The sequence below is a fragment of the Pseudomonas sp. PD9R genome (assembly GCF_019200975.1).
Classification (GTDB): domain Bacteria; phylum Pseudomonadota; class Gammaproteobacteria; order Pseudomonadales; family Pseudomonadaceae; genus Aquipseudomonas.
Genome location: NZ_JAHTMR010000004.1, coordinates 208,228 through 227,001 on the forward strand (window position 1 = coordinate 208,228; position 18,774 = coordinate 227,001).

Genomic DNA, 18,774 nt, shown 5'->3' on the forward strand with positions numbered 1-18,774 from the left:
AGCCGCAGTAGGCTGGATCGCGATCAATGTACCCCTTGCGTCACGTCCCTGATTTTTTTCACCTGTTCAGCCGTAACGCTCGAACCCTCCTTGTGCCACGCGGTGCGCAGATAAGTCACCAGGTCGGCCACGTCTTGATTGTTCAGCGCGGCGTGGAAACCGGGCATGGGGAAGGGGGAGGGGATGCCATGGAGTACGATGAAGGGGGTGCCATTAAGGGTGACGTTGATCAACGATGATGGATCCGGCTCCAGCACATTGGGGTTCCCTGCTAACGGTGCCAGCCAAGGCGCTCGACCTTGGCCGTTGCTACCGTGACATTGAAGACAATGGTTGGCGTAGAGCAGGCGGCCACGATTGCCACTGAGGCTGGTTGCCAGGCCCGCCCCCGGTTCAAAGTGTACTCCATCATCGTCACGGGCTCCGGGCAGGGATTTCAGGTACACCGCGACGGCTCGCAAATCCTGTTCAGTCAGGTGTTGGCTGCTGTTATTGACCACCTCGGTCATTGAGCCAAATGAGGTCGCGTGCCGATTAGCGCCACTGCGCAGGAAGTTTTCAATGTCCTTGATGTCCCAGCGACCTAAGCCCGTGTTGTGGTTGCCGGTCAGATTGGAAGCGAACCAATGGTCGACCTGCGCACCACTCAGGTAGCGAGGGCTGTTTTGATCGAGGCCCAGCTCCTGAAAACCGATGCCTCTCGGTGTGTGACAGGCACCGCAATGCCCTAGGGATTGGACCAGATAAGCGCCACGGTTCCATTCTGAAGACTGCTGTGGGACCGCGGTGTAGCGTTCATCCTCTAGAAACGTCCAACTCCAGAACATCAATGGCCAGCGAATGCTAAGCGGCCAGGGAATGTCCGACGCTGTATTGGCCTGGGCGACGGGGGGGACTTCCTGCATGAACCAGGTATAGAGCGTATGCATGTCGTCGTCGCTGATTTTCGCATAGGAAGGAAATGGCATGGCCGGATAAAGGCGATGGCCGTCTTGGGCTACGCCTGCGCGAACCGCTCGTATGAATTCGGCCTCGCTGTAGCTTCCAATGCCGGATTCACGATCAGGGGTAATGTTGGTGGAGTAAATGGCGCCCATGGGCGTCACCATTTTCAGCCCGCCGGCAAATGGCTTGCCACCGGGGACAGTGTGGCAGGCGGCGCAATCTCCGGCTCTCGCCAGGTATTCGCCGGTACTGGCGAGCGTACTGTCGGTGGCTGCGAAAGCAGGCGCAAGTATTGCGCTCAGCCAGACAAGGCAAAGGGCTGGAATCAGGTTCTTTTTCATGATCAGGTTCCTTATCTGGCGTTGATAAGGTCTATCTTGCAGAGGTGCACTTTGCTTGGAAATTCGGCACGGCTGCTTATCACCTCTGCAAAAATTCCCAATGAGGTTTTGCCTCATCCTATGGCCGCAGGGTGTTTGCACAACGGTGTTATGTCGAGCGCCATGAAGGGGAACAGCGGCAGAGCGCTCAGGATTGCGTGAAGCTCGTCGATACTGTCGACATCGAAAACACTGACGTTTGCCCATTTTCCAGCGACCCGCCATAAATGTAGCCACTTCCCTTGATGCTGAAGTTCTTGCGCCTGCTTGACCTCCAGGGCGCTGAGGTTTCGAATTTTTTCCTGGTCCGCGTCATGCGCAATGTTGATCTGGATGTGTACGTGAAACAGCATGGGAGTCTCCTGTCTGTCTGAGGGCGAATAAGCGACCTCCGTTCTTACAAACGGATAATCACTGATTTCAATTGAGTGTAATGAGACAGGGCATCAACACCCTGTTCACGCCCATATCCGCTTTGTTTGAAGCCACCACAGGGCGTCTGTACGAAGCCGCCGCTGTACTCGTTGACCACGATTCGCCCCGCTTCCAGCCTGCCTGCAACGCGATGGACGCGGCCGATGTCCCGACTCCAGATCCCGGCCCCCAATCCAAACTCACTGTCATTGGCAATGCGCAAGGCGTCGGCTTCATCCTTGAACGGTATGACACAGACGATCGGTCCGAAGATCTCCTCGCGAGCCAGCGTCATATCGTTAGTGACGTGGGTGTACACCGTAGGCTCGATGTACCAACCCTCATCCAGTCCCGGCCGGGATAGCACCTTGCCGCCGATCGCCAGCGTCATACCTTCTTGCTCGGCGATGGCGAAATAGCTTTTGATTTTTTCGAATTGCGCCTGGGTTGTGATGGGGCCTGAAGTGGCGTCATCTTCGGGGCCGACGCGCAATGCTGCGACTTCGGCGACCAGTTTTTCCACAAAGTGATCGTAGATATTTTCTTGAACCAGCAGGCGCGTGCCGGCCGCGCACCATTGACCACTGTTCCATGTGAAGGCAGTGGTCGAACCCTTTGCCGCAGCATCGAGGTCAGCATCGTCAAAAACAATATTGGCTGACTTGCCGCCCAATTCCAGGGTCAGTGGGAGAACGCGCTCGGCGGCGATATGCCCCAGTTCCTGACCTGCTCGCAACCCACCGGTGAAGGAGATCTTGCGAATATCAGGATGACGGGCCATGACCGGCCCTATGACACTGCCCTTGCCAACGATGACGTTGAAAACGCCAGGGGGTATTCCTGCTTCTTCCACGGCAATGCGTGCCAGCTCTACCAATGATGCGGAGGTGTGCTCGGAAGGTTTCGCAACGACCACATTGCCGGTGGCCAACGCTGGCGCGATTGCTCGTGCAGCTTGGTGGAGTGGGGCATTCCACGGCAAAATTACGCCGATAACGCCGAATGGATCGCGCCGAGTGTAAACATGGTAATTCGGGCCTTGGTTGATCACTTCGCCATCCATCACATTCACGATACCGCCATAGAATTCGAAGTATTGGGCGGTGAGATCCATTAGCGTTGACATCTCACCGCGCGGCTTGCCAGTGTCTGCACTCTCCAGCGCACCCAAGGTGCTTTCACTGCGCCGAATGATGCGAGCCAGGTCGTTGAGCAGGCGACCACGGTCAGCTGGGCGCATATCGCGCCACGCCTGCAAAGCGCTGGATGCCGATTCGATAGCGAGCTCGACATCGCGTGCGCTACTGTTCGCGACTTCACTGAGTTTGAGCGCGCTGCGCGGGTCGATTTTTTCTACATACGCGCCTTCCACCGGCTCCGCATATCTCCCGTGGACATAACTCTTCACTTTTTCAAACATGGTCATTTTCTCTGAAGGGAATGTCGCAATTCGAGGCGACAAGCGAGCAGTGTGGGTCAGCCTTTAACGTCGTTACGCGGCAGACGATGCAGGCAGGGTGAATTTCATTACAGAAGCAAGCAGAGGGTTGTTCAACTGATTTTATGGCGTTGGAAGATTGAGAAAAAACCAATCGTCAGTGGCATAACGGAACGACAAGAGCCTGGAAAAGCATCTGAAACCACAACCGCGACATTATTGCCGGGGTTTCTCTTTGGAAAATTATTTAGCAGATCCACTGGCTTGGCCTCGCTGAGGTTCATTATCAACGCTCAACGCTTGTGAAAATTTGCACATTAGCTCCGCGCCCGTGGGCATATGTAGGTCAAAGCGCACTGTTTATGCTGTCTCCACTACGGGAATTTATGCGGAGTGTTAACGATGAATATCGAAGTGAAAGCTGACAACACCCTGGGCGTCATGCGGGCCGCCTGGGTAATCACGGCAATATTTATACTGTCCAATGCTGCAACACCGTTATATGGAATATGGCAGGATGAATTAGGATTTGCTTCGGGAATACTGACTGTTATTTTCGGATGTTACATTCTCGGGTTATTAATGACGTTAATTGTCGCTGGGCAACTTTCGGATCACTATGGGCGCAAAGCAATGTTGCTGCCATGCATTGTGATAGCCATCGCAGCCGCAGTGTTATTTGAGGCGGCTCAAAGCGTCTTCGTCCTGATGCTTGCGCGCTTCCTGACAGGCGTATCAGTGGGTATCGTCGTCTCTGCGGGTATGGCCAATGTAGTTGAACAGACCTCGTCCCATCGTAAGCATTTCGCGTCGTTAATGGCCTCTGTTGCCATGGTCGCGGGGGCGGGCTCGGGACCTTTGTTAGCGGGGGTAATAGCCCACTACTACGCGGATCCGATTCGCCTGGTCTTCAGCACTGAAATCCTGCTGTTGTTGCTCGCGCTGGTCGCCGTTCTTCGCCAACCCCATCGGAAGTTGGATACCGGAACGTTCCGTCCCAAGCTTCCCTCTATACCAAAGCAGAGCATCGGCATTGTCTTGCTGGGAGTGACCTTTTTCGGGCCCGGGATCACAGCTACGTCTTTTGTGCTTTCGTTGGGACCGAAGATGCTCGCGACATTTTTACATACCAATCAACCCCTTCTGAGTGGTGTGATGGCGTTTTTCATGTTTCTTACCGCGGTGCTCGTGCAATTTGCGATGAAGCCATTCAGCGTTAAAAAAATGTTTTTGCTCAGCGGGCTCTCGACGATTTTAAGCATGCTGAGTCTGTGGGTTGCGCTGCACTTTGGCTCTGCGACGTGGCTTCTGGTAGGCGCTTTGTTTGCCGGTGCGGGTCAAGGTCTGGGGCAATTAGGCGGGTTGACGCTGATTGCCGATAATGTGTCGGCCAATCGCCGAGCTGAAGCAAATGCGATATTCAATATCGGCGGTTACATACCAGCCGGCATCATTCCTGTGGCCACGGGTTATCTCATTGAATTTTTCGGTTTGGAAATGGGAGTGACTGCCTTGGCCTGTTTTATTGCCAGCAGTGCTCTACTGGCGCTGGGCGGCTTGGCAAAGTCTGCGAGGGTCGCTTGATCGAGTGATGTTCATTCCCACAAAAAAAGGCGCGAGGCAACTTCTGCATTTTTTTATCCGCCTGTCTCAGTATTGAGTTGATATTTTGTCAACTGACTCCTTTCTTCATATCGTTTGAGCGGTCACGCTTGATGTACGACCATTCCTGAAACGATCTGCTGCTGGCGGATACAACAGGAGGTCAAATGAACAAATCATCGCAACTTAATCGGTTTCAGCTGAAACACAAGTTGTGAACAGCTGGGTGGGTGAGGCGTATATTGAGCGCACGTCACCAGGCATTTTCTTGCAGAGAGGCGAGCACCATGAGTCAGTCACTATCGCTGGTTGTGAATCAAAAAACAGTTACAGTCGAAGTTGATGATCCAAATATGCCACTCTTATATGCTCTTCGCGATGAGCTTGGATTTCATGGCCCCAAGTTCGGCTGTGGCTTGGGCCAGTGTGGTGCTTGCACGGTATTGCTCAATGGTGAGGCGTTGCGGTCTTGTCTGATGCCCGTGTCCGCCGTCGTAGGTTCCAGCGTCACCACGCTTGAAGGTTTGGCCGAAGGCAACACCTTGCATCCTCTGCAACAAGCGTTCATCGATGAACAAGCAGTGCAGTGCGGCTACTGCATCAACGGCATGATCATGCAGTCGGCGGCGTTGCTGCATCGCAACCCGACACCGAGCGACGAGCAAATCCGCCAGGAACTGGCCAATAACTTATGCAAGTGCGGCACTCATGTGCGGATCTTGCGCGCGGTAAAACGCGCCTCCGAATCGATGCAGGGAGGCCAACATGTTTGACATCTCAAGCAGTCGACGAGGGTTTCTCAAGGGTGGGGCGGTTGTGGTCGGCTTCAGCCTGCTACCTCAAGCCGCTCAGTTGCTTGCTCAAACAGGTACTCAGGAGAAAAGTGTCGACATCGATCAAGTCGACGCTTTTCTAGCCATCGATAAAACCGGTCAGGTCACGGTGTTCTCCGGCAAAGTTGACCTGGGTACCGGGGTTGAGACCGCGCTGGCGCAAATGGCCGCCGAAGAACTCGATGTAGCGATTGAACGGATCACGATCGTCCAGGGTGATACAGCATTGACCCCTGATCAAGGCACCACATACGGCAGCATGTCGATCACCAATGGCGGGTTGCAGATTCGCCAGGCTGCGGCGACTGCCCGTCAGGCATTGATAGCTAAAGCTGCGGTGCGCTTAAAGGTCGGAATTGATCGCTTGCAAGTCACTAACGGCGTGATCTCCACCGCACCTGGGGCACCTGGCCTCAGCTATGGCGAACTGGTTGGCGGGGATCAGTTGAACCTGCCCATCGCGACGAACGTGGTGCTCAAAGATGCCACGCAATACCGGAGCATCGGTAAATCCGCGGCGCGTCGTGATATTCCACCAAAAGTCACCGGTGACTTTACCTACATGCAGGATTTCAAGGTACCGGAGATGCTCCATGCCCGGGTCATTCGGCCACCAGCGATGGGGGCAATGCTAGTCAGCGTTGATGAGGCGTCGGTCAAGGACATTCCTGGTCTATTGAAAGTCGTACGCGAAGGAAACTTCCTGGCAGTGGTGGGCAAGACGGAATGGTCAGCGATCCAGGCGATGAGAACCCTCAGCGCTTCGTGGACGAACTGGACGGGACTGCCTGAGCAGGAAAAGCTTTGGGAGCATGTGCGTGCTACACCCGTGACGAATACCGAAGTCTCCAGCAAGTTGGGCGATACCGGTGCGGCATTGGGCAGCGCACATCGAACGTTGAAATCCACCTACGACTTCGCCATTCATACCCATGGCTCCATCGGCCCATCGTGTGCCATCGCTCAGTTCAAGGACGGTGATCTGACCTGCTGGACTGCATCCCAGGGCACCCACGCCTTGCGTCGGCAGTTGGCGGTGATGTTCAAGCTTGATCCAAAAAACGTACGTGCAATTTACCTGGAGGGTGCCGGTTGTTATGGCCGCAACGGTCATGAGGACGCCGCGGCAGATGCAGCTTTGTTGGCGAAGATCATGAACAAGCCGGTGCGCGTGCAGTGGATGCGTGCCGATGAACATGGGTGGGACCCGAAGGGGCCTCCGACGCTCATCGATATGCAGGCCGGTTTCGACGCTGACAACCATTTGACCACGTGGCAAAGCGACTTCTTCGTGCCGGACGGCAAACCGGGTACGGTGGCGCTAATCGCTGCCGACCTGAGCGGCATGCCCCATGAAGACTTCATCTCACCGGGCGGCGTGATGGGAAACTCAGGCATTCCTTACCGGTTCGCCAATATCCTCACTCAAGGTCACCGCTTGGCCAATACGCCGTTTCGTCCTGCATGGATTCGCTCCCCGGGACGGATGCAGAACACTTTTGCCAACGAAAGTTTTCTCGACGAAATTGCAGCAGTTGAAGGAATTGATCCGATGACGATCCGTCTCAAAAGCATCGATCCCACCGACTTGCGTGGTGCCGAGGTGTTGCAACGTTTGGCAACGATATCGAAGTGGCAGGCAGGGGCTTATCCTCGCCCGGCCGGTACCGACGAGACGGTAAGGGGGAGGGGATTGGCTTACGTCAAATACGACTTGTCGAAAACCTACGTGGCCATGGTGGCGGACGTTGAAGTAAACCGAAAAACCGGCAAGATCCTTGCGCGCAAGTTCTACGTCACTCATGACTGTGGGCTGGTGATCAATCCCGACGGGACCCGCAACCAGATCGAGGGCTGCATCGTGCAAACCCTCAGCCGGACCTTGCGAGAGGAACTCAAGTTCGATCAGTCGACCGTGACCAGCCGCGACTGGGCGTCCTATCCGATCCTCACATTCCCGGAAGTTCCGGAGATCGAAATTGAGTTGATCGATCGTCCCACGGAACCTCCGCTGGGCGTAGGTGAAATTGCCGCGGCCGTGGTGTGTGCGGCAGTCGGTAACGCGGTATTCGACGCCACGGGAGTGCGTCTGCGGTCAATACCTTTCACCGAGGCCAAAGTGTTGGCCGCGTTGGGGCATACCGCAAGCACCAGTGTTTGACTGCCCGCAACAGCGGCAAAACTACCCGCTGCTGTGATGCAGCAGCGAGTGTTTTTTCTGGGTGCTCAGCGCGGGCTTTCAGCCACATTCCCACCCTGAATTAAGTCTCTATCCTTCAAGTATGTCCGGAGGCCCATGGACAGCGTCGATCTCAACGTCTTGAAAAACGTCCTGCAATGGCGGCGCGACGGACATCTTGTCTGGCTCTATACGGTCATCCAGACATGGGGAAGTGCACCCCGCCCACCAGGCGCGATGTTAGCCTTGCGCGAAGATGGCATGGTGATCGGGTCAGTGTCGGGAGGGTGCATTGAAGATGATTTGATCGCGCGTCGTCAGTCAGAACGGGATCATGAAGTGCTCAATGTTCCCGTACAACTGATCACCTACGGATTGAGCAGGGAAGAAGCGGCCCGTTTTGGACTGCCCTGCGGAGGCACGTTACGGTTAACCGAAGAACGGATAACTGATCCGTCCTGGGTCGAAGAACTGTTGGCGTGCTGCGAAAACCACGAAATTGTGAGTCGTGAACTGTCGCTAAGCACAGGTCAGTCGAAACTGGGTGCTGCGACGCGCGATGATCTCCTTGAGTTCGACGGAAAACGACTGAAGACTGTTCATGGGCCGCGCTGGCGTCTGCTGTTGGTTGGCGCTGGACAACTGTCCCGCTACGTGGCGTCTATGGCTCGAATGCTGGATTTCGACGTCCTTATCTGCGATCCGCGAGAAGAGTTCACCTATGGCTGGGAGGACGAAGGAGCCCGCTTTGTTCCAGGAATGCCCGACGATGCCGTACAAGCTATCGTCCCTGATGCGCATACTGCCATCGTCGCGCTCACCCATGATCCAAGGTTGGATGACATGGCACTATTGACCGCACTGAAGTCCGATGCTTTCTATATCGGCGCGCTTGGCTCTCGAGTTAACACACTCAAACGTCGAGAAAACCTCCTGTTGCTTGGGTTAACGGAGGACGAAATTGCTCGATTGCATGGGCCTGTTGGTTTACATATTGGTAGTCATACTCCGCCGGAAATAGCCTTGTCGCTGATGGCCGAAATCGTCTCGATCAAGAATGGAGTTCAGGCAGTGCAGAAAAAGTCTTTTGTTGAGCCGCGTCTGTTAATGCACATCCATCATGCCAATGGATAGTCGGTAAGTGGCTGCTGGGATCACTGATGCGGCCCCAACAGCTCTATGAGCCTTACTTTCTACTACCGACTTCGCAGCCAATCCCAAAAAATCCCAGCATTGAAAATATTCAGTGTTTGTTCACCCTGAACCCAGAATGTGTGAAACCGCTTTTGGTCTTCATTGTCTTGCAGCGACGTTCATTGGCTGAGAGATTGCTCGGTTAGTCACGCGAGGTGTGATGTGGCGAACGCGTAACGACTTATTCGAAATATGGAAAGTCGGTATAGCCCTTCTCACCGTCGCGTGTATAGAAGGTGGAATGAGGAGCTTCAGCAAGCGGCCAATTGTTTCTCAAACGATCCACCAAGTCAGGATTGGCAATGAAAGGTCTGCCGAAAGCTATCAGGTCTGCCCAACCGTCATCCATTGCCGCCTGAGCCGCTTGTTGGTCAAATCCTCCACACCAGATCAATGTTCCCTGAAAGGCTTTACGGACCTCGCGCACCAAGTCGTCACTGAGATTATTTTCGTTGAACTCGCTGTCCACCGTGTTGCCCGCCGGTAACGGTTGGTAGACGACATGTAGATAGGCAATTTCACGTCGATTCAACTCGCCGCACAGGTACAGCAACGTTTCTTCTGCGAATGGATCAGAGGGCATGCTATTGAACTTTCCGAAGGGGGAGACGCGAACGCCGACCTTATCGGCCCCCAGTTCCCGAATCGCCATGTCGACCACATCCAGCAGCAGGCGCGTGCGCGTTTGAGGTGTTTGCCCACCGAATTGATCGGTGCGCGTATTAAGGGTCGAGTTCATGAACTGATCGAAGAGATAACCATTGGCGCCGTGAATTTCCACACCGTCAAACCCGGCAGCCTTTGCGTTTCTGAAAGCGTGGGTGAACTCCTCGAGCAGTCCCGCGACTTCCTCGGTCTCGATCTTGCGCGGGGTGTCCGCGGGAACGAAAACCGCCTTGCCATTGCCGTCGTAGATGAATACCTCGGATTCCGCTGCCCGCTCATCGGTCGCACCACGTGGTGCCTCTCCGTTCGGTAGCATTGTGTGGTGGGCCATTCTGCCGACATGCCAGATTTGCAGAAAAATCGTACCGCCGTGGCGATGGACCCGGTCGGTTACCAGGCGCCAACCTTGAGTCTGCTCGGCGGTGTAAATGCCAGGAGTGCAAGCGTAGCCCTTGCTGAACGCCGAGACATCGGTTGCTTCCGTAATGATCAGGCCAGCACTCACTCGTTGCGCATAGTAGGCCGCCATCAGTGCGTTGGGGATGTCCCCGGTGGACGTGCGCGATCTGGTCATCGGGGCCATGACAACGCGGTTTTGCAGGGTGCGGTTACCAAATGCATAGGCCTTGAACAGAGAGGACATCTGAATTATCTCCAAAGTGGACTGGAGAACCAGATTAGTCAGAGCGTATTCTCCCATCTACACACCCTTTGGTATGCAAGTTCAATCACTCTATGACCCTTACAAAAATGCTTCCCCGTCTACCCATCGAGCGAACCCTGGGCATCATTTCAGGACGCTGGAAAGCAGTCATCATTCATGTCTTGCTGGAAGGGCCCAAGCGAACATGCGAGATAGAGGCGCAAATTACCGGCATCTCGCAGAAAGTCCTGATCCAGCAGCTCAAGGCGCTCGAAGAACACGGCATTGTCTGGCGAAAAACCTCCCCTGAAGAGCCGCAACGCGTCGATTACACGTTGACGCCATTGGGATTGACCCTTCAACCGCTGATTGCGTCGCTCCAGGATTGGGGCCAGCAACATGCGCAAGAACTGGGTGATACCCATCGACTGCTACCGTGCGACGCGGTCGTGCGTTCGCTTGAGGGGCAGCGGTAGTGTGAGTCAAACAGCGTTCTAAAGGGAGAAAGCAGCCACCCCCTACCGTTCATCAAACCTGAGGAGAGCATCATGCTGTTCCATGTGAAAATGACCGTGAATTTGCCATTCGACATGAACCCAGAACTCGCCGCCCAGCTCAAGGCCGATGAGATGGCCTTGGCGCAGCGCCTGCAGCAGCAAGGGAAGTGGCGCCACCTATGGCGCATCGCCGGGCACTACGCCAATTACAGCGTCTTTGACGTCGACAGCGTTCAGGAATTGCACGACCTGTTGATGCAATTACCGCTACATCCCTACATGGCAATTGAGGTAGATGCGATGTGCCAGCATCCAGCTTCCATTCATGAGGATAATCGCTAGGCCGACGTTGTTCCGTTTTGCATGCTAATCAATGCACGATGAGGATCCATCATGACCAAGATTGCTATCGTTACCGGTGCAAGCCGCGGACTCGGCCGAAGCACTGCACTGAGCATCGCTCGCCACGGCAGTGACGTCATTGTTACTTATCAGAGCCGTAGTGGAAACGCTGAGGCTGTCGTCGCAGAAATCAACGCCTTGGGGCGCAAGGCGATTGCCTTGCAACTCGATACCGGAAAAATTGCTGGTTTCGCGCCATTCGCTGGGCAGCTTCAGAAGGCATTACGCGAGATCTGGCAGCGCGAAACATTCGATCATTTGGTGAATAACGCCGGTCACGGTGATTATGCTCTGATCGAACAGACCACTGAGGAGCAGTTCGACGGGCTGGTAAACGTCCATTTCAAGGGTGTTTTCTTTTTGACTCAGACGCTGCTGCCATTGATCGCCAATGGCGGCCGTATCATTAACCTATCCTCCGGGTTGACGCGGGTTTCCTTTCCTGGCTACGCCGCTTATGCAGCCGTCAAGGGTGCGGTCGAGGTACTTTCCGTGTACATGGCCAAGGAACTGGGTGGCCGAGGTATCGCGGTCAACACTGTGGCGCCGGGTGCAATCGAAACTGACTTTGGCGGCGGCGCCGTCCGCGACAATTCTGAGGTCAACAAATTGTTCGCGGATATGACCGCACTAGGCCGCACCGGGCTACCGGACGATATTGGACCGATGATCGCGAGTTTGTTGTCTGAAGACAATCGCTGGGTTAACGCTCAGCGGATTGAAGTGTCCGGAGGCCAAGGCATATAAATGGGATGATGATCGCGCTTTCCAAGAGTGGGTCATCAAGGTTCATGGGGTTGCGAAGCTGACAACCCCATGGACCACGTCACCCGTCAATCAGGCGCTGTCTTCGCAGCGCTGATTTCGTTCGGCTTCGGCGCTTTGCGAACCTCAATCAACAACATGAGCACGAGAACGACATTGATTAGCGCGAGGCCACCGAGGACCATCATGGTCACCGTTGCGCCGTAGCGCTCCTGCAGGTACCCCCCAGCCAAAGGTGTCAATGCTTGCGCAATCAATGTGGGACGAGCAATTCGGCCCAGTATGATCGGGTAAATACGTGTACCGAACAGCGCCAGGGGCAAGGTGCCGCGAACGATGGAACGAATGCCACTGCCAGCGCCGTAAAGCACGATGCCCAATGCTGCCATCGTGGGTGACATGATCACGCACCCCAGACCAAGCGCGACGAGAACCGAAGAGCCTAGCGCGCTCCAGATCGGGTGAGTTTGCCTGCCGATGAATATATCGATAGCGCGGGCACCCACTTGGCTGGGTCCGAGCAGTGCGGCAATACCCAGGGCTGCAGCGAGCGAGATGCCTTGCGCTTGCAGCACGGCGATCAGTTGTACCGAAATCGCTGTCATGATCACGGAGGCCAGGATGAAGCCCGCCGTCAGTAGCTTGAACATCCTTTCTTGCGCCACGTTCGATTGAGCTTGTTCGATGCGTGGGTGAGCCGTTGTTGTTTGTGTTGCGGGGACGTGTTTTGGAAACACACACAGGTAGATCGGCAGTACCAGCAGCGCAAGTCCGGTGCTGTACACCAAACAGGTTTCACGCCAGCCGAAGCGCTCGATGAGGATGGCAATCAGCGGCCAGACTATGGTGGTACAGAACCCCGAAATCAGTGTGATCCGGGTGATCGCGCTGCGAGCGTTGTCTCCATAGAGTTGTCCCAGAGCGGCAAACAAAGGGTCGTAAAGTCCGACAGCCATTCCGACACCGATCACAACCCAGGCCAGAACAAAACACGGCAGGTTGGGTGCGCTGGCGAGCAAGACCAGCCCCAGTGCGATGATGAGGCCACTACTTGCGAGGATCAGTCGACCACCGGTCCTGGCGACCCCGCGGCCGACCATCGGCGCCAGCAGCCCTGAGATCAGAATCCCTAGCGAAAGTGAACCGTACACCCATTGCTGCGACCAGCCCGTGTCCTTGACCACCGGCCCTGCCAGCATCGCCATTAAAAAGAATGAACCACCCCAGACCATAATCTGTGCGATGGCCAATAAAACCGAAACAGCCACCGTTGGTTTTGAGTGCGGGTCTGTCACTGACATCCTCGAAGGGCATAAAAAGTGATCGGGCATTCGATACCCCATTTTTGTCGCAAGACGGGCCCGCTCGCTAGCCTGAAAAAGTGCGGACGCCGTCCGTAAAAATGCACATCCTTTACTGTGTACTCAGTCAGTTTTCAACGCAGGACACGAGGAAACTCATCACCGCCTGGACGGCCGGGGACTACGAATTTTCGTGTATCTACCGGAGTGCATGGTTCATTGACGGCATCAGATAAGCAATTAAAAGCCATCCCATATCGATTTGAGTATTGGAGGGGGATGTGGCGGTTGCTCCGCGTTAAAACAGACACACCAAACTTTGAAAAAACGATATCAGATATGCCACGAGTACCGGATGGATTCCGCCGGATCTGATCCGGTTTTTTATGCATGACCTGATTCTGTAATGAATATCAGCGCAAGCGCATATTGGCCCCATCGAAGTTGCCCCGTGTGAGAGGGCAAATACTGATGAGGACCCAGCATGTATCAATACGACGACTACGACCGCGCACTAGTGCTGGAGCGCGTAGAGCAGTTTCGCGATCAGGTCGAACGCTATCAGGCGGGCGAGTTGAGCGAAGAGGAGTTTTTGCCGCTGCGTCTGCAGAACGGTCTGTATATGCAGAAGCATGCATATATGCTGCGGGTCGCAATTCCCTACGGCACTCTGTCGGCGCGGCAGTTGCGGACCCTGGCGCGAATCGCTCGCGACTATGATCGCGGCTACGGGCATTTCACCACCCGGCAAAACCTGCAGTACAACTGGATCGAGCTGCATCAGGTACCCGAGATTCTGCAGCACCTGGCACAAGTGGACATGCATGCGATCCAGACCTCGGGAAATTGTGTGCGCAATATCACCACCGAAGCCTTTGCCGGCGTCGCGGCCGATGAACTGATGGATCCGCGACCTTTGGCCGAAATCCTCCGGCAGTGGTCGACGATCAACCCGGAGTTTCTGTACCTGCCGCGCAAGTTCAAGATTGCGATCTGTTCCGCAAAACAGGATCGTGCGGCGATCATGATGCACGACATCGGCCTGTACCTGTATGCCGACGAAGCAGGCCATATGCGTTTGCGGGTGATGGTCGGCGGTGGATTGGGGCGCACTCCGATCTTGTCGCAGCAGATCCGCGAGGACCTGCCCTGGGAGCATTTGCTGTCTTATGTCGAAGCGGTGCTGCGGGTCTACAACCGCCACGGGCGGCGTGACAACAAGTACAAGGCCCGAATCAAGATCCTGGTCAAGTCGCTGGGCATCGAAGCCTTTGCTGCTGAAGTCGAACAGGAATGGCAGCAAATCAAAGATGGTCCGGCGCAACTGACTGAAGTCGAGTACCAGCGCGTTGCCGGAGCTTTTGTCGCGCCGGCGTATCAATCCCTGAGTGATACCACGCTGAGTTTTGGCAGTGAGCTGATGGCTTTTCCTAACTTTGCACGCTGGGTCTCGCGCAATACCCAAGCTCATAAAGTTCCCGGCTACGTGAGTGTCGTACTGTCGACAAAACCCGGTGCGGATACTCCGCCTGGCGACTTGACGGCAGTACAGATGGAGGCGGTAGCCGGCTGGTCGGAGCTTTTCGGTTTCGGTGAGATACGTATCGCTCATGAGCAGAACCTGATTTTACCGGACGTGCGCAAAAGCGATTTGCTCGCGCTGTGGATGTTGGCCTGCGATCACGGGCTGGGTGTGGCCAATGCTGGCTTGTTGACTGACATCATTGCCTGCCCCGGTGGCGATTTTTGCGCCCTGGCCAATGCTCGCTCGCTACACATTACCGCTGCGATCCAGGCGCGTTTCAGTGACCTGGACTTCCTGCATGACCTGGGCGATTTCAGTTTGAACATTTCCGGCTGCATGAATGCCTGCGGTCACCACCACATTGGCAACATAGGCATCCTTGGGGTCGATAAAAACGGCATGGAGTGGTACCAGATCACCCTGGGTGGCGCCCAGGGCAAAGCGGCGGCATTGGGCAAAGTGATCGGCCCGTCGTTCAGCGCCGAGCAAATCCCGGATGTTATCGAGCGCATCGTCGACACCTTCGTCGACTATCGCGAAGTCGATGAAAACTTTATAGATACCTTCTCCCGCATCGGTATCGAGCCGTTCAAGGAGCGGGTGTACCCCAAGCACGTGGAGGCCCTGGCATGAACAACTTGCTGATGCTGTCCGAAGGCGGTGCGCGTCACGTTCTGGATGATCACTGGACCTTGATCCGCGACACCGAGGGCGAACTCCCGACCGGCCCTCTGATCCTGCCACTGGCTCGCTGGCGTCAACGACAGGAGAGAGGCGCGCTGCATACAATCAGCGTGGATGGCGTGTGGCTTGGCCCCGATGACGACTTGGAAAGCCTTGAAATGTGGCTGGATGTCTTGCCCCTTATTGCCCTGGATTTTCCCAGCTTTCGAGACGGACGGGGCTACAGCCAGGCCTATCTACTGCGCACGAGACTGGGCTGGGAGGGCGAGTTGCGCGCCATCGGCGATGTGCTGCGCGATCAGCTCAGCCACATGCGCCAGTGCGGTTTCACCAGCTTTGCTGTGCGTGAAGACAAATCCTCTGAAGATGCCCTTAAAGGACTGGCTGGTATGAGCGTGCTGTATGGGCGTTCGGTGATTGAGCCGCGGCCGTTGTTTCGGCGTCGCTGAACCTTGCCGTATCCCGTTCGCGCGGACGTCGATGCGCCGCTGAGGCAGATATTCGAGCAGGTCGTAGAGTATTTCGTTGTGCACGCCCGTCAGGCTGGAAAACCCGATCAGGTCGACCGGCCCGGCGCCGTCCTTGGACGCCAGCAGTTCAGTGGGGGCTCTGGAACAGTGGCAGCATCGTGACCCGAAATCCTGCCTCGACGAGTACTGAGGTGATCAAGCGGATCCCGCGATCATTGCCATCCAGGCCCAGCTTTCCGAGCAGTAACTGTGGCGGTCGGCCATGATGCATCGTAAACCGTGAAGAAGCCCGCGACATGTGCAGCGCGTTTCAATAACGGAGTGTTTTGCAGAAAAGAAAAACCCCGGGGCCTTTCAGCGCATCGCGAAGAAAGGACTCGGGGTTTAGCCACTGGCGATCAGAGGGGTTCGCTACAGTGCAATGCCTGCGATGCCTCCAGCGCGGCGATCTGCGCTTCGGAAAACGCAAAGTCGCGCAGTACCGAGCGAGAATGTTCACCGTTTTGCGGGGCTGGCGCATAGGGCGTTTGCGCAGCCTGCACGCTGTTGATGGGAAACCCCGGGACGCGCACGGCGCCATGTACAGGATGGTTGAGCTCAACCAGCATGCCATTGCTGGCGAGCTGCGGATGCTTCATCAGATCGCTGTAGTCGGCCACCTTCGAGCAGAGAATGTCCGCTTCATGCAACACCTGCAGCCAATGGGCCGTTGGCTTGCTCATGAACACGTCGGTCAGCGCTGCGCACATTTCGGCGCGGTGGATGACCCGTTGCGCGGAGCTGACGAAGCGTGGGTCGGTAATCCATTCTTCGTGGTTCAGCACCTTGCACAATGTCGGCCAGCGGTTGCCGTTGTAGGCCGCAACCATCAGCCAGCTATCCTCGGTCTGGAAGGCTTCGTTGGGAGCCGAGTAGGGTGCGCCGCTGCCGATGCGAGTCGGCAACTTACCATCGCTCAGATAACTGGTGATGGACGACTGTTGCAGTGCCAGCGCCGAGTTCATCAGGCTGACATCCAGATGGCCGCCCAGCCCATCGTGCTGACGGGCGTGTAGCTTGGCCAATACGGCCATGCAGGCCATGTAGCCGGTGACTACGTCTACCACTGGAGCCTGCACTTTGCAGGGAGCCGACCCTGGCGTGCCAATCAGGCTCATCAGTCCGGAATCCGCTTGTAGAATCCCGTCGACACCCGCCCGGTCCGAATAGGGACCTTCCTGGCCGTAGGCCGAGATTGAGCAATAGATCAGGTCAGGCTTGAGCGCGGCCAGGGTTTCATAACCCAGGCCCAGCCGGGTCATCACGCCCGGGCGCATGCTTTCGATCAGCACGTCGGCTTGCAGTACCAGCCGTTTGATGACCTCGATGCTGTCGGGGTGCTTTAGGTCCAGGCCGATGCATTGCTTGCCACGGTTGAAAGCGTGGTAAAGCGCGCTGTCTTCGCCCACCCAGGCGGGCCCTAGGGTGCGCCCCAACTCTCCTTCGCGGGGTTCGACCTTGATCACCCGGGCGCCCATGTCGGCCAGCAGCATGGTCGCCGTAGGGCCTGCGGCGATCTGGGTGAAATCGAGGACGGTGAGGCCGTCCAGTGCGTTACGTAACATGATTACCTCCACGGATCGACGCCCGGGGTTTCTTGAAGGTCCCTTGGGCGGTGGCCAGAAGTACGCCGGTGTCGGACAGCAGCTCGGCTTCGGCGAAGTAGAGGCTCCTGCCGGCGCGGCGAACCCGGCCCAATGCGCTAACGCTCCCCTCGAATGCCGGTTGCAGGTAGGCAATGTTCAACATCGCGGTGAGTCCATGAATCTCTGCTTCGCCTTCGCCAGTGTGCAGGCCTGCATAGCCGCAAGCCGCGTCCATCAACGTGGCGATCATCCCGCCGTGCAAGGCGCCCTGACGGTTGAGATGTTGCTCGCAGATGTGCAGCTGGAATTCAGCCTCTCCCGGCACCCAGCGGACCAACGTCACGCCCAGGCCCTGAAGAAAGGGATTGTGCAATTGCATGATCGCTCCTCGGGCCATCTAGCGGCCCTTGTAGTGCGGTACACGTTTCTCGGCAAAGGCTTGACGCCCCTCGATACGATCTTCGGTATCGCGCAGTACCCCCCAATACAACTCGGTCAAACGCTGGGCATCGCGGTCGCTGAGGTGCGCTGTGTTGCGTGACAGGGTTTGCAGTGCCTGTATGGCCAGGGGCGCCTGTTGTGCAATACGTTCGGCGAGCTCCATGGCGCGTGCCAGCAATGCCTCGTGACTGTCCAGTCGTTCGGAGATCAGTCCGACACTCAGTGCCTGATGTGCATCGATGCGTTGCCCGGTCAACGCCATCTGTATGGCAGGGGCCGCCGGTATCGCCCGCATCAGCCGGTGCAAACCACTGACTGCAGGGATAGAGCCCACGGCAGCCTCGGGCAGCCCGAAGGAGGCGCTGCTGCTGGAGATTCGCAGGTCGCATTGCAATGCCAGCTCCAGTCCACCGCCCAGGCAGTGACCGTTGACCGCGGCAATCAGTGGCTTGTGCAGGTCAAGGTCGGTGAGGTCCATCAAGCGAATGTAGAGACCGGCATCGGCAGCAGGCTCATTGGCCAGGAACAGCGCCTGGGCATATGAGGCGGACGAAGAGCGGGTACTTTTAAGGTCTGCACCGACGCAGAACGCCCGCTCGCCGGCGCCGGTGATGACGGCGACACGCAGCGCGGGGTTGTCGCGCACGTGCACCAGGTGCTCGCGAAGGGCCAGGAGCGAGTCCAGGTCCAGGGCATTCAAGGCCTGCGGGCGATCAAGTGTGATCAGCGCAATCGCCCCCTGTATTTGCATTGAAACTGACATGGCGCTC

Annotated in this window: 17 protein-coding genes; 9 read left to right on the forward strand and 8 right to left on the reverse strand. The window is 56.4% G+C overall.

Annotation, left to right across the window (positions count from 1 at the left end; genetic code table 11):
* Window positions 1–23: 23 nt before the first annotated feature.
* The 3 genes from KUF73_RS11075 to KUF73_RS11085 form a co-directional block, all read right to left on the reverse strand.
* Window positions 24–1,286: a cytochrome c gene (locus KUF73_RS11075; protein ID WP_218438082.1), complete on the reverse strand. Its 1,263-nt coding sequence runs from the start codon at window positions 1,284–1,286 to the stop codon at window positions 24–26.
* 113 nt (window positions 1,287–1,399) lie between these two features.
* A complete protein-coding gene (locus KUF73_RS11080; RefSeq protein ID WP_218438083.1) occupies window positions 1,400–1,678 on the reverse strand; it encodes a muconolactone Delta-isomerase in 279 nt (92 codons plus the stop codon).
* Window positions 1,679–1,722: 44 nt separating this feature from the next.
* Complete coding sequence (locus KUF73_RS11085) at window positions 1,723–3,159, reverse strand: aldehyde dehydrogenase (RefSeq protein WP_218438084.1); 1,437 nt, start codon at window positions 3,157–3,159, stop codon at window positions 1,723–1,725.
* Between the two features lie 420 nt (window positions 3,160–3,579).
* Between KUF73_RS11085 and KUF73_RS11090 the strand changes: the two genes are divergently transcribed.
* The 4 genes from KUF73_RS11090 to KUF73_RS11105 all read left to right on the forward strand — a co-directional run bounded on the left by KUF73_RS11090 (window position 3,580) and on the right by KUF73_RS11105 (window position 8,925).
* Window positions 3,580–4,761 carry an MFS transporter gene (locus KUF73_RS11090; RefSeq protein WP_218438085.1) on the forward strand — a complete coding sequence of 394 codons (1,182 nt, stop codon included), beginning with the start codon at window positions 3,580–3,582 and terminating at the stop codon, window positions 4,759–4,761.
* 305 nt (window positions 4,762–5,066) lie between these two features.
* Window positions 5,067–5,552 carry a (2Fe-2S)-binding protein gene (locus KUF73_RS11095; protein ID WP_218438086.1) on the forward strand — a complete coding sequence of 162 codons (486 nt, stop codon included), beginning with the start codon at window positions 5,067–5,069 and terminating at the stop codon, window positions 5,550–5,552.
* A complete protein-coding gene (locus KUF73_RS11100) occupies window positions 5,545–7,773 on the forward strand; it encodes a molybdopterin cofactor-binding domain-containing protein (protein WP_218438087.1) in 2,229 nt (742 codons plus the stop codon). The genes KUF73_RS11095 and KUF73_RS11100 overlap by 8 nt, the downstream gene beginning before the upstream one ends.
* Before the next feature lie 135 nt (window positions 7,774–7,908).
* On the forward strand, window positions 7,909–8,925 hold the full coding sequence (locus KUF73_RS11105; RefSeq protein ID WP_218438088.1) for an XdhC family protein: 1,017 nt from the start codon (window positions 7,909–7,911) through the stop codon (window positions 8,923–8,925).
* A 241-nt stretch (window positions 8,926–9,166) separates the two neighbouring features.
* Here the strand turns inward: KUF73_RS11105 and KUF73_RS11110 are convergent, their stop codons facing one another.
* The gene (locus KUF73_RS11110; RefSeq protein WP_218438089.1) at window positions 9,167–10,294 is read right to left on the reverse strand and encodes an alkene reductase; all 1,128 of its coding nucleotides are present in this window, start codon (window positions 10,292–10,294) and stop codon (window positions 9,167–9,169) included.
* Between the two features lie 107 nt (window positions 10,295–10,401).
* On the opposite strand from KUF73_RS11110, the gene KUF73_RS11115 reads away from it, so the two are divergent.
* From KUF73_RS11115 to KUF73_RS11125, 3 genes are all read left to right on the forward strand, one after another.
* Complete coding sequence (locus tag KUF73_RS11115) at window positions 10,402–10,770, forward strand: helix-turn-helix domain-containing protein (protein WP_256345565.1); 369 nt, start codon at window positions 10,402–10,404, stop codon at window positions 10,768–10,770.
* Window positions 10,771–10,842: 72 nt separating this feature from the next.
* Window positions 10,843–11,133 carry a muconolactone Delta-isomerase gene (gene catC, locus KUF73_RS11120; RefSeq protein ID WP_218438091.1) on the forward strand — a complete coding sequence of 97 codons (291 nt, stop codon included), beginning with the start codon at window positions 10,843–10,845 and terminating at the stop codon, window positions 11,131–11,133.
* Between the two features lie 51 nt (window positions 11,134–11,184).
* Window positions 11,185–11,940: an SDR family oxidoreductase gene (locus KUF73_RS11125; RefSeq protein WP_218438092.1), complete on the forward strand. Its 756-nt coding sequence runs from the start codon at window positions 11,185–11,187 to the stop codon at window positions 11,938–11,940.
* 86 nt (window positions 11,941–12,026) lie between these two features.
* Here the strand turns inward: KUF73_RS11125 and KUF73_RS11130 are convergent, their stop codons facing one another.
* Window positions 12,027–13,202 carry an MFS transporter gene (locus tag KUF73_RS11130; RefSeq protein ID WP_371135454.1) on the reverse strand — a complete coding sequence of 392 codons (1,176 nt, stop codon included), beginning with the start codon at window positions 13,200–13,202 and terminating at the stop codon, window positions 12,027–12,029.
* Window positions 13,203–13,743: 541 nt separating this feature from the next.
* On the opposite strand from KUF73_RS11130, the gene KUF73_RS11135 reads away from it, so the two are divergent.
* Window positions 13,744–15,417, forward strand: a complete 1,674-nt coding sequence (locus KUF73_RS11135; protein WP_218438093.1) for a nitrite/sulfite reductase — start codon at window positions 13,744–13,746, stop codon at window positions 15,415–15,417.
* On the forward strand, window positions 15,414–15,917 hold the full coding sequence (locus KUF73_RS11140) for a DUF934 domain-containing protein (protein WP_218438094.1): 504 nt from the start codon (window positions 15,414–15,416) through the stop codon (window positions 15,915–15,917). Before KUF73_RS11135 ends, KUF73_RS11140 begins: the two co-directional genes overlap by 4 nt.
* Window positions 15,918–16,336: 419 nt before the next feature.
* Here KUF73_RS11140 and KUF73_RS11145 read toward each other — a convergent pair whose 3' ends face one another.
* From KUF73_RS11145 to KUF73_RS11155, 3 genes are read right to left on the reverse strand one after another with little or no spacing between them, the layout of a single operon-like run.
* Window positions 16,337–17,542, reverse strand: a complete 1,206-nt coding sequence (locus tag KUF73_RS11145; RefSeq protein WP_218438095.1) for a CaiB/BaiF CoA-transferase family protein — start codon at window positions 17,540–17,542, stop codon at window positions 16,337–16,339.
* Window positions 17,532–17,942 (reverse strand): PaaI family thioesterase, encoded by a 411-nt coding sequence (locus KUF73_RS11150; protein ID WP_218438096.1) that lies wholly within the window; start codon window positions 17,940–17,942, stop codon window positions 17,532–17,534. Before KUF73_RS11150 ends, KUF73_RS11145 begins: the two co-directional genes overlap by 11 nt.
* A gap of 18 nt (window positions 17,943–17,960) precedes the next feature.
* Window positions 17,961–18,767, reverse strand: a complete 807-nt coding sequence (locus tag KUF73_RS11155; protein ID WP_218438097.1) for an enoyl-CoA hydratase/isomerase family protein — start codon at window positions 18,765–18,767, stop codon at window positions 17,961–17,963.
* Between the last annotated feature and the right edge of the window lie 7 nt (window positions 18,768–18,774).

Bases quoted from the DNA above. Each gene is read 5' to 3' on its own strand.
- KUF73_RS11075 (WP_218438082.1), bottom strand. From the start codon at position 1,286: ATGAAAAAGAACCTGATTCCAGCCCTTTGCCTTGTCTGGCTGAGCGCA.
- KUF73_RS11080 (WP_218438083.1), bottom strand. From the start codon at position 1,678: ATGCTGTTTCACGTACACATCCAGATCAACATTGCGCATGACGCGGAC.
- KUF73_RS11085 (WP_218438084.1), bottom strand. From the start codon at position 3,159: ATGTTTGAAAAAGTGAAGAGTTATGTCCACGGGAGATATGCGGAGCCG.
- KUF73_RS11090 (WP_218438085.1), top strand. From the start codon at position 3,580: ATGAATATCGAAGTGAAAGCTGACAACACCCTGGGCGTCATGCGGGCC.
- KUF73_RS11095 (WP_218438086.1), top strand. From the start codon at position 5,067: ATGAGTCAGTCACTATCGCTGGTTGTGAATCAAAAAACAGTTACAGTC.
- KUF73_RS11100 (WP_218438087.1), top strand. From the start codon at position 5,545: ATGTTTGACATCTCAAGCAGTCGACGAGGGTTTCTCAAGGGTGGGGCG.
- KUF73_RS11105 (WP_218438088.1), top strand. From the start codon at position 7,909: ATGGACAGCGTCGATCTCAACGTCTTGAAAAACGTCCTGCAATGGCGG.
- KUF73_RS11110 (WP_218438089.1), bottom strand. From the start codon at position 10,294: ATGTCCTCTCTGTTCAAGGCCTATGCATTTGGTAACCGCACCCTGCAA.
- KUF73_RS11115 (WP_256345565.1), top strand. From the start codon at position 10,402: ATGCTTCCCCGTCTACCCATCGAGCGAACCCTGGGCATCATTTCAGGA.
- catC (WP_218438091.1), top strand. From the start codon at position 10,843: ATGCTGTTCCATGTGAAAATGACCGTGAATTTGCCATTCGACATGAAC.
- KUF73_RS11125 (WP_218438092.1), top strand. From the start codon at position 11,185: ATGACCAAGATTGCTATCGTTACCGGTGCAAGCCGCGGACTCGGCCGA.
- KUF73_RS11135 (WP_218438093.1), top strand. From the start codon at position 13,744: ATGTATCAATACGACGACTACGACCGCGCACTAGTGCTGGAGCGCGTA.
- KUF73_RS11140 (WP_218438094.1), top strand. From the start codon at position 15,414: ATGAACAACTTGCTGATGCTGTCCGAAGGCGGTGCGCGTCACGTTCTG.
- KUF73_RS11145 (WP_218438095.1), bottom strand. From the start codon at position 17,542: ATGTTACGTAACGCACTGGACGGCCTCACCGTCCTCGATTTCACCCAG.
- KUF73_RS11150 (WP_218438096.1), bottom strand. From the start codon at position 17,942: ATGCAATTGCACAATCCCTTTCTTCAGGGCCTGGGCGTGACGTTGGTC.
- KUF73_RS11155 (WP_218438097.1), bottom strand. From the start codon at position 18,767: ATGTCAGTTTCAATGCAAATACAGGGGGCGATTGCGCTGATCACACTT.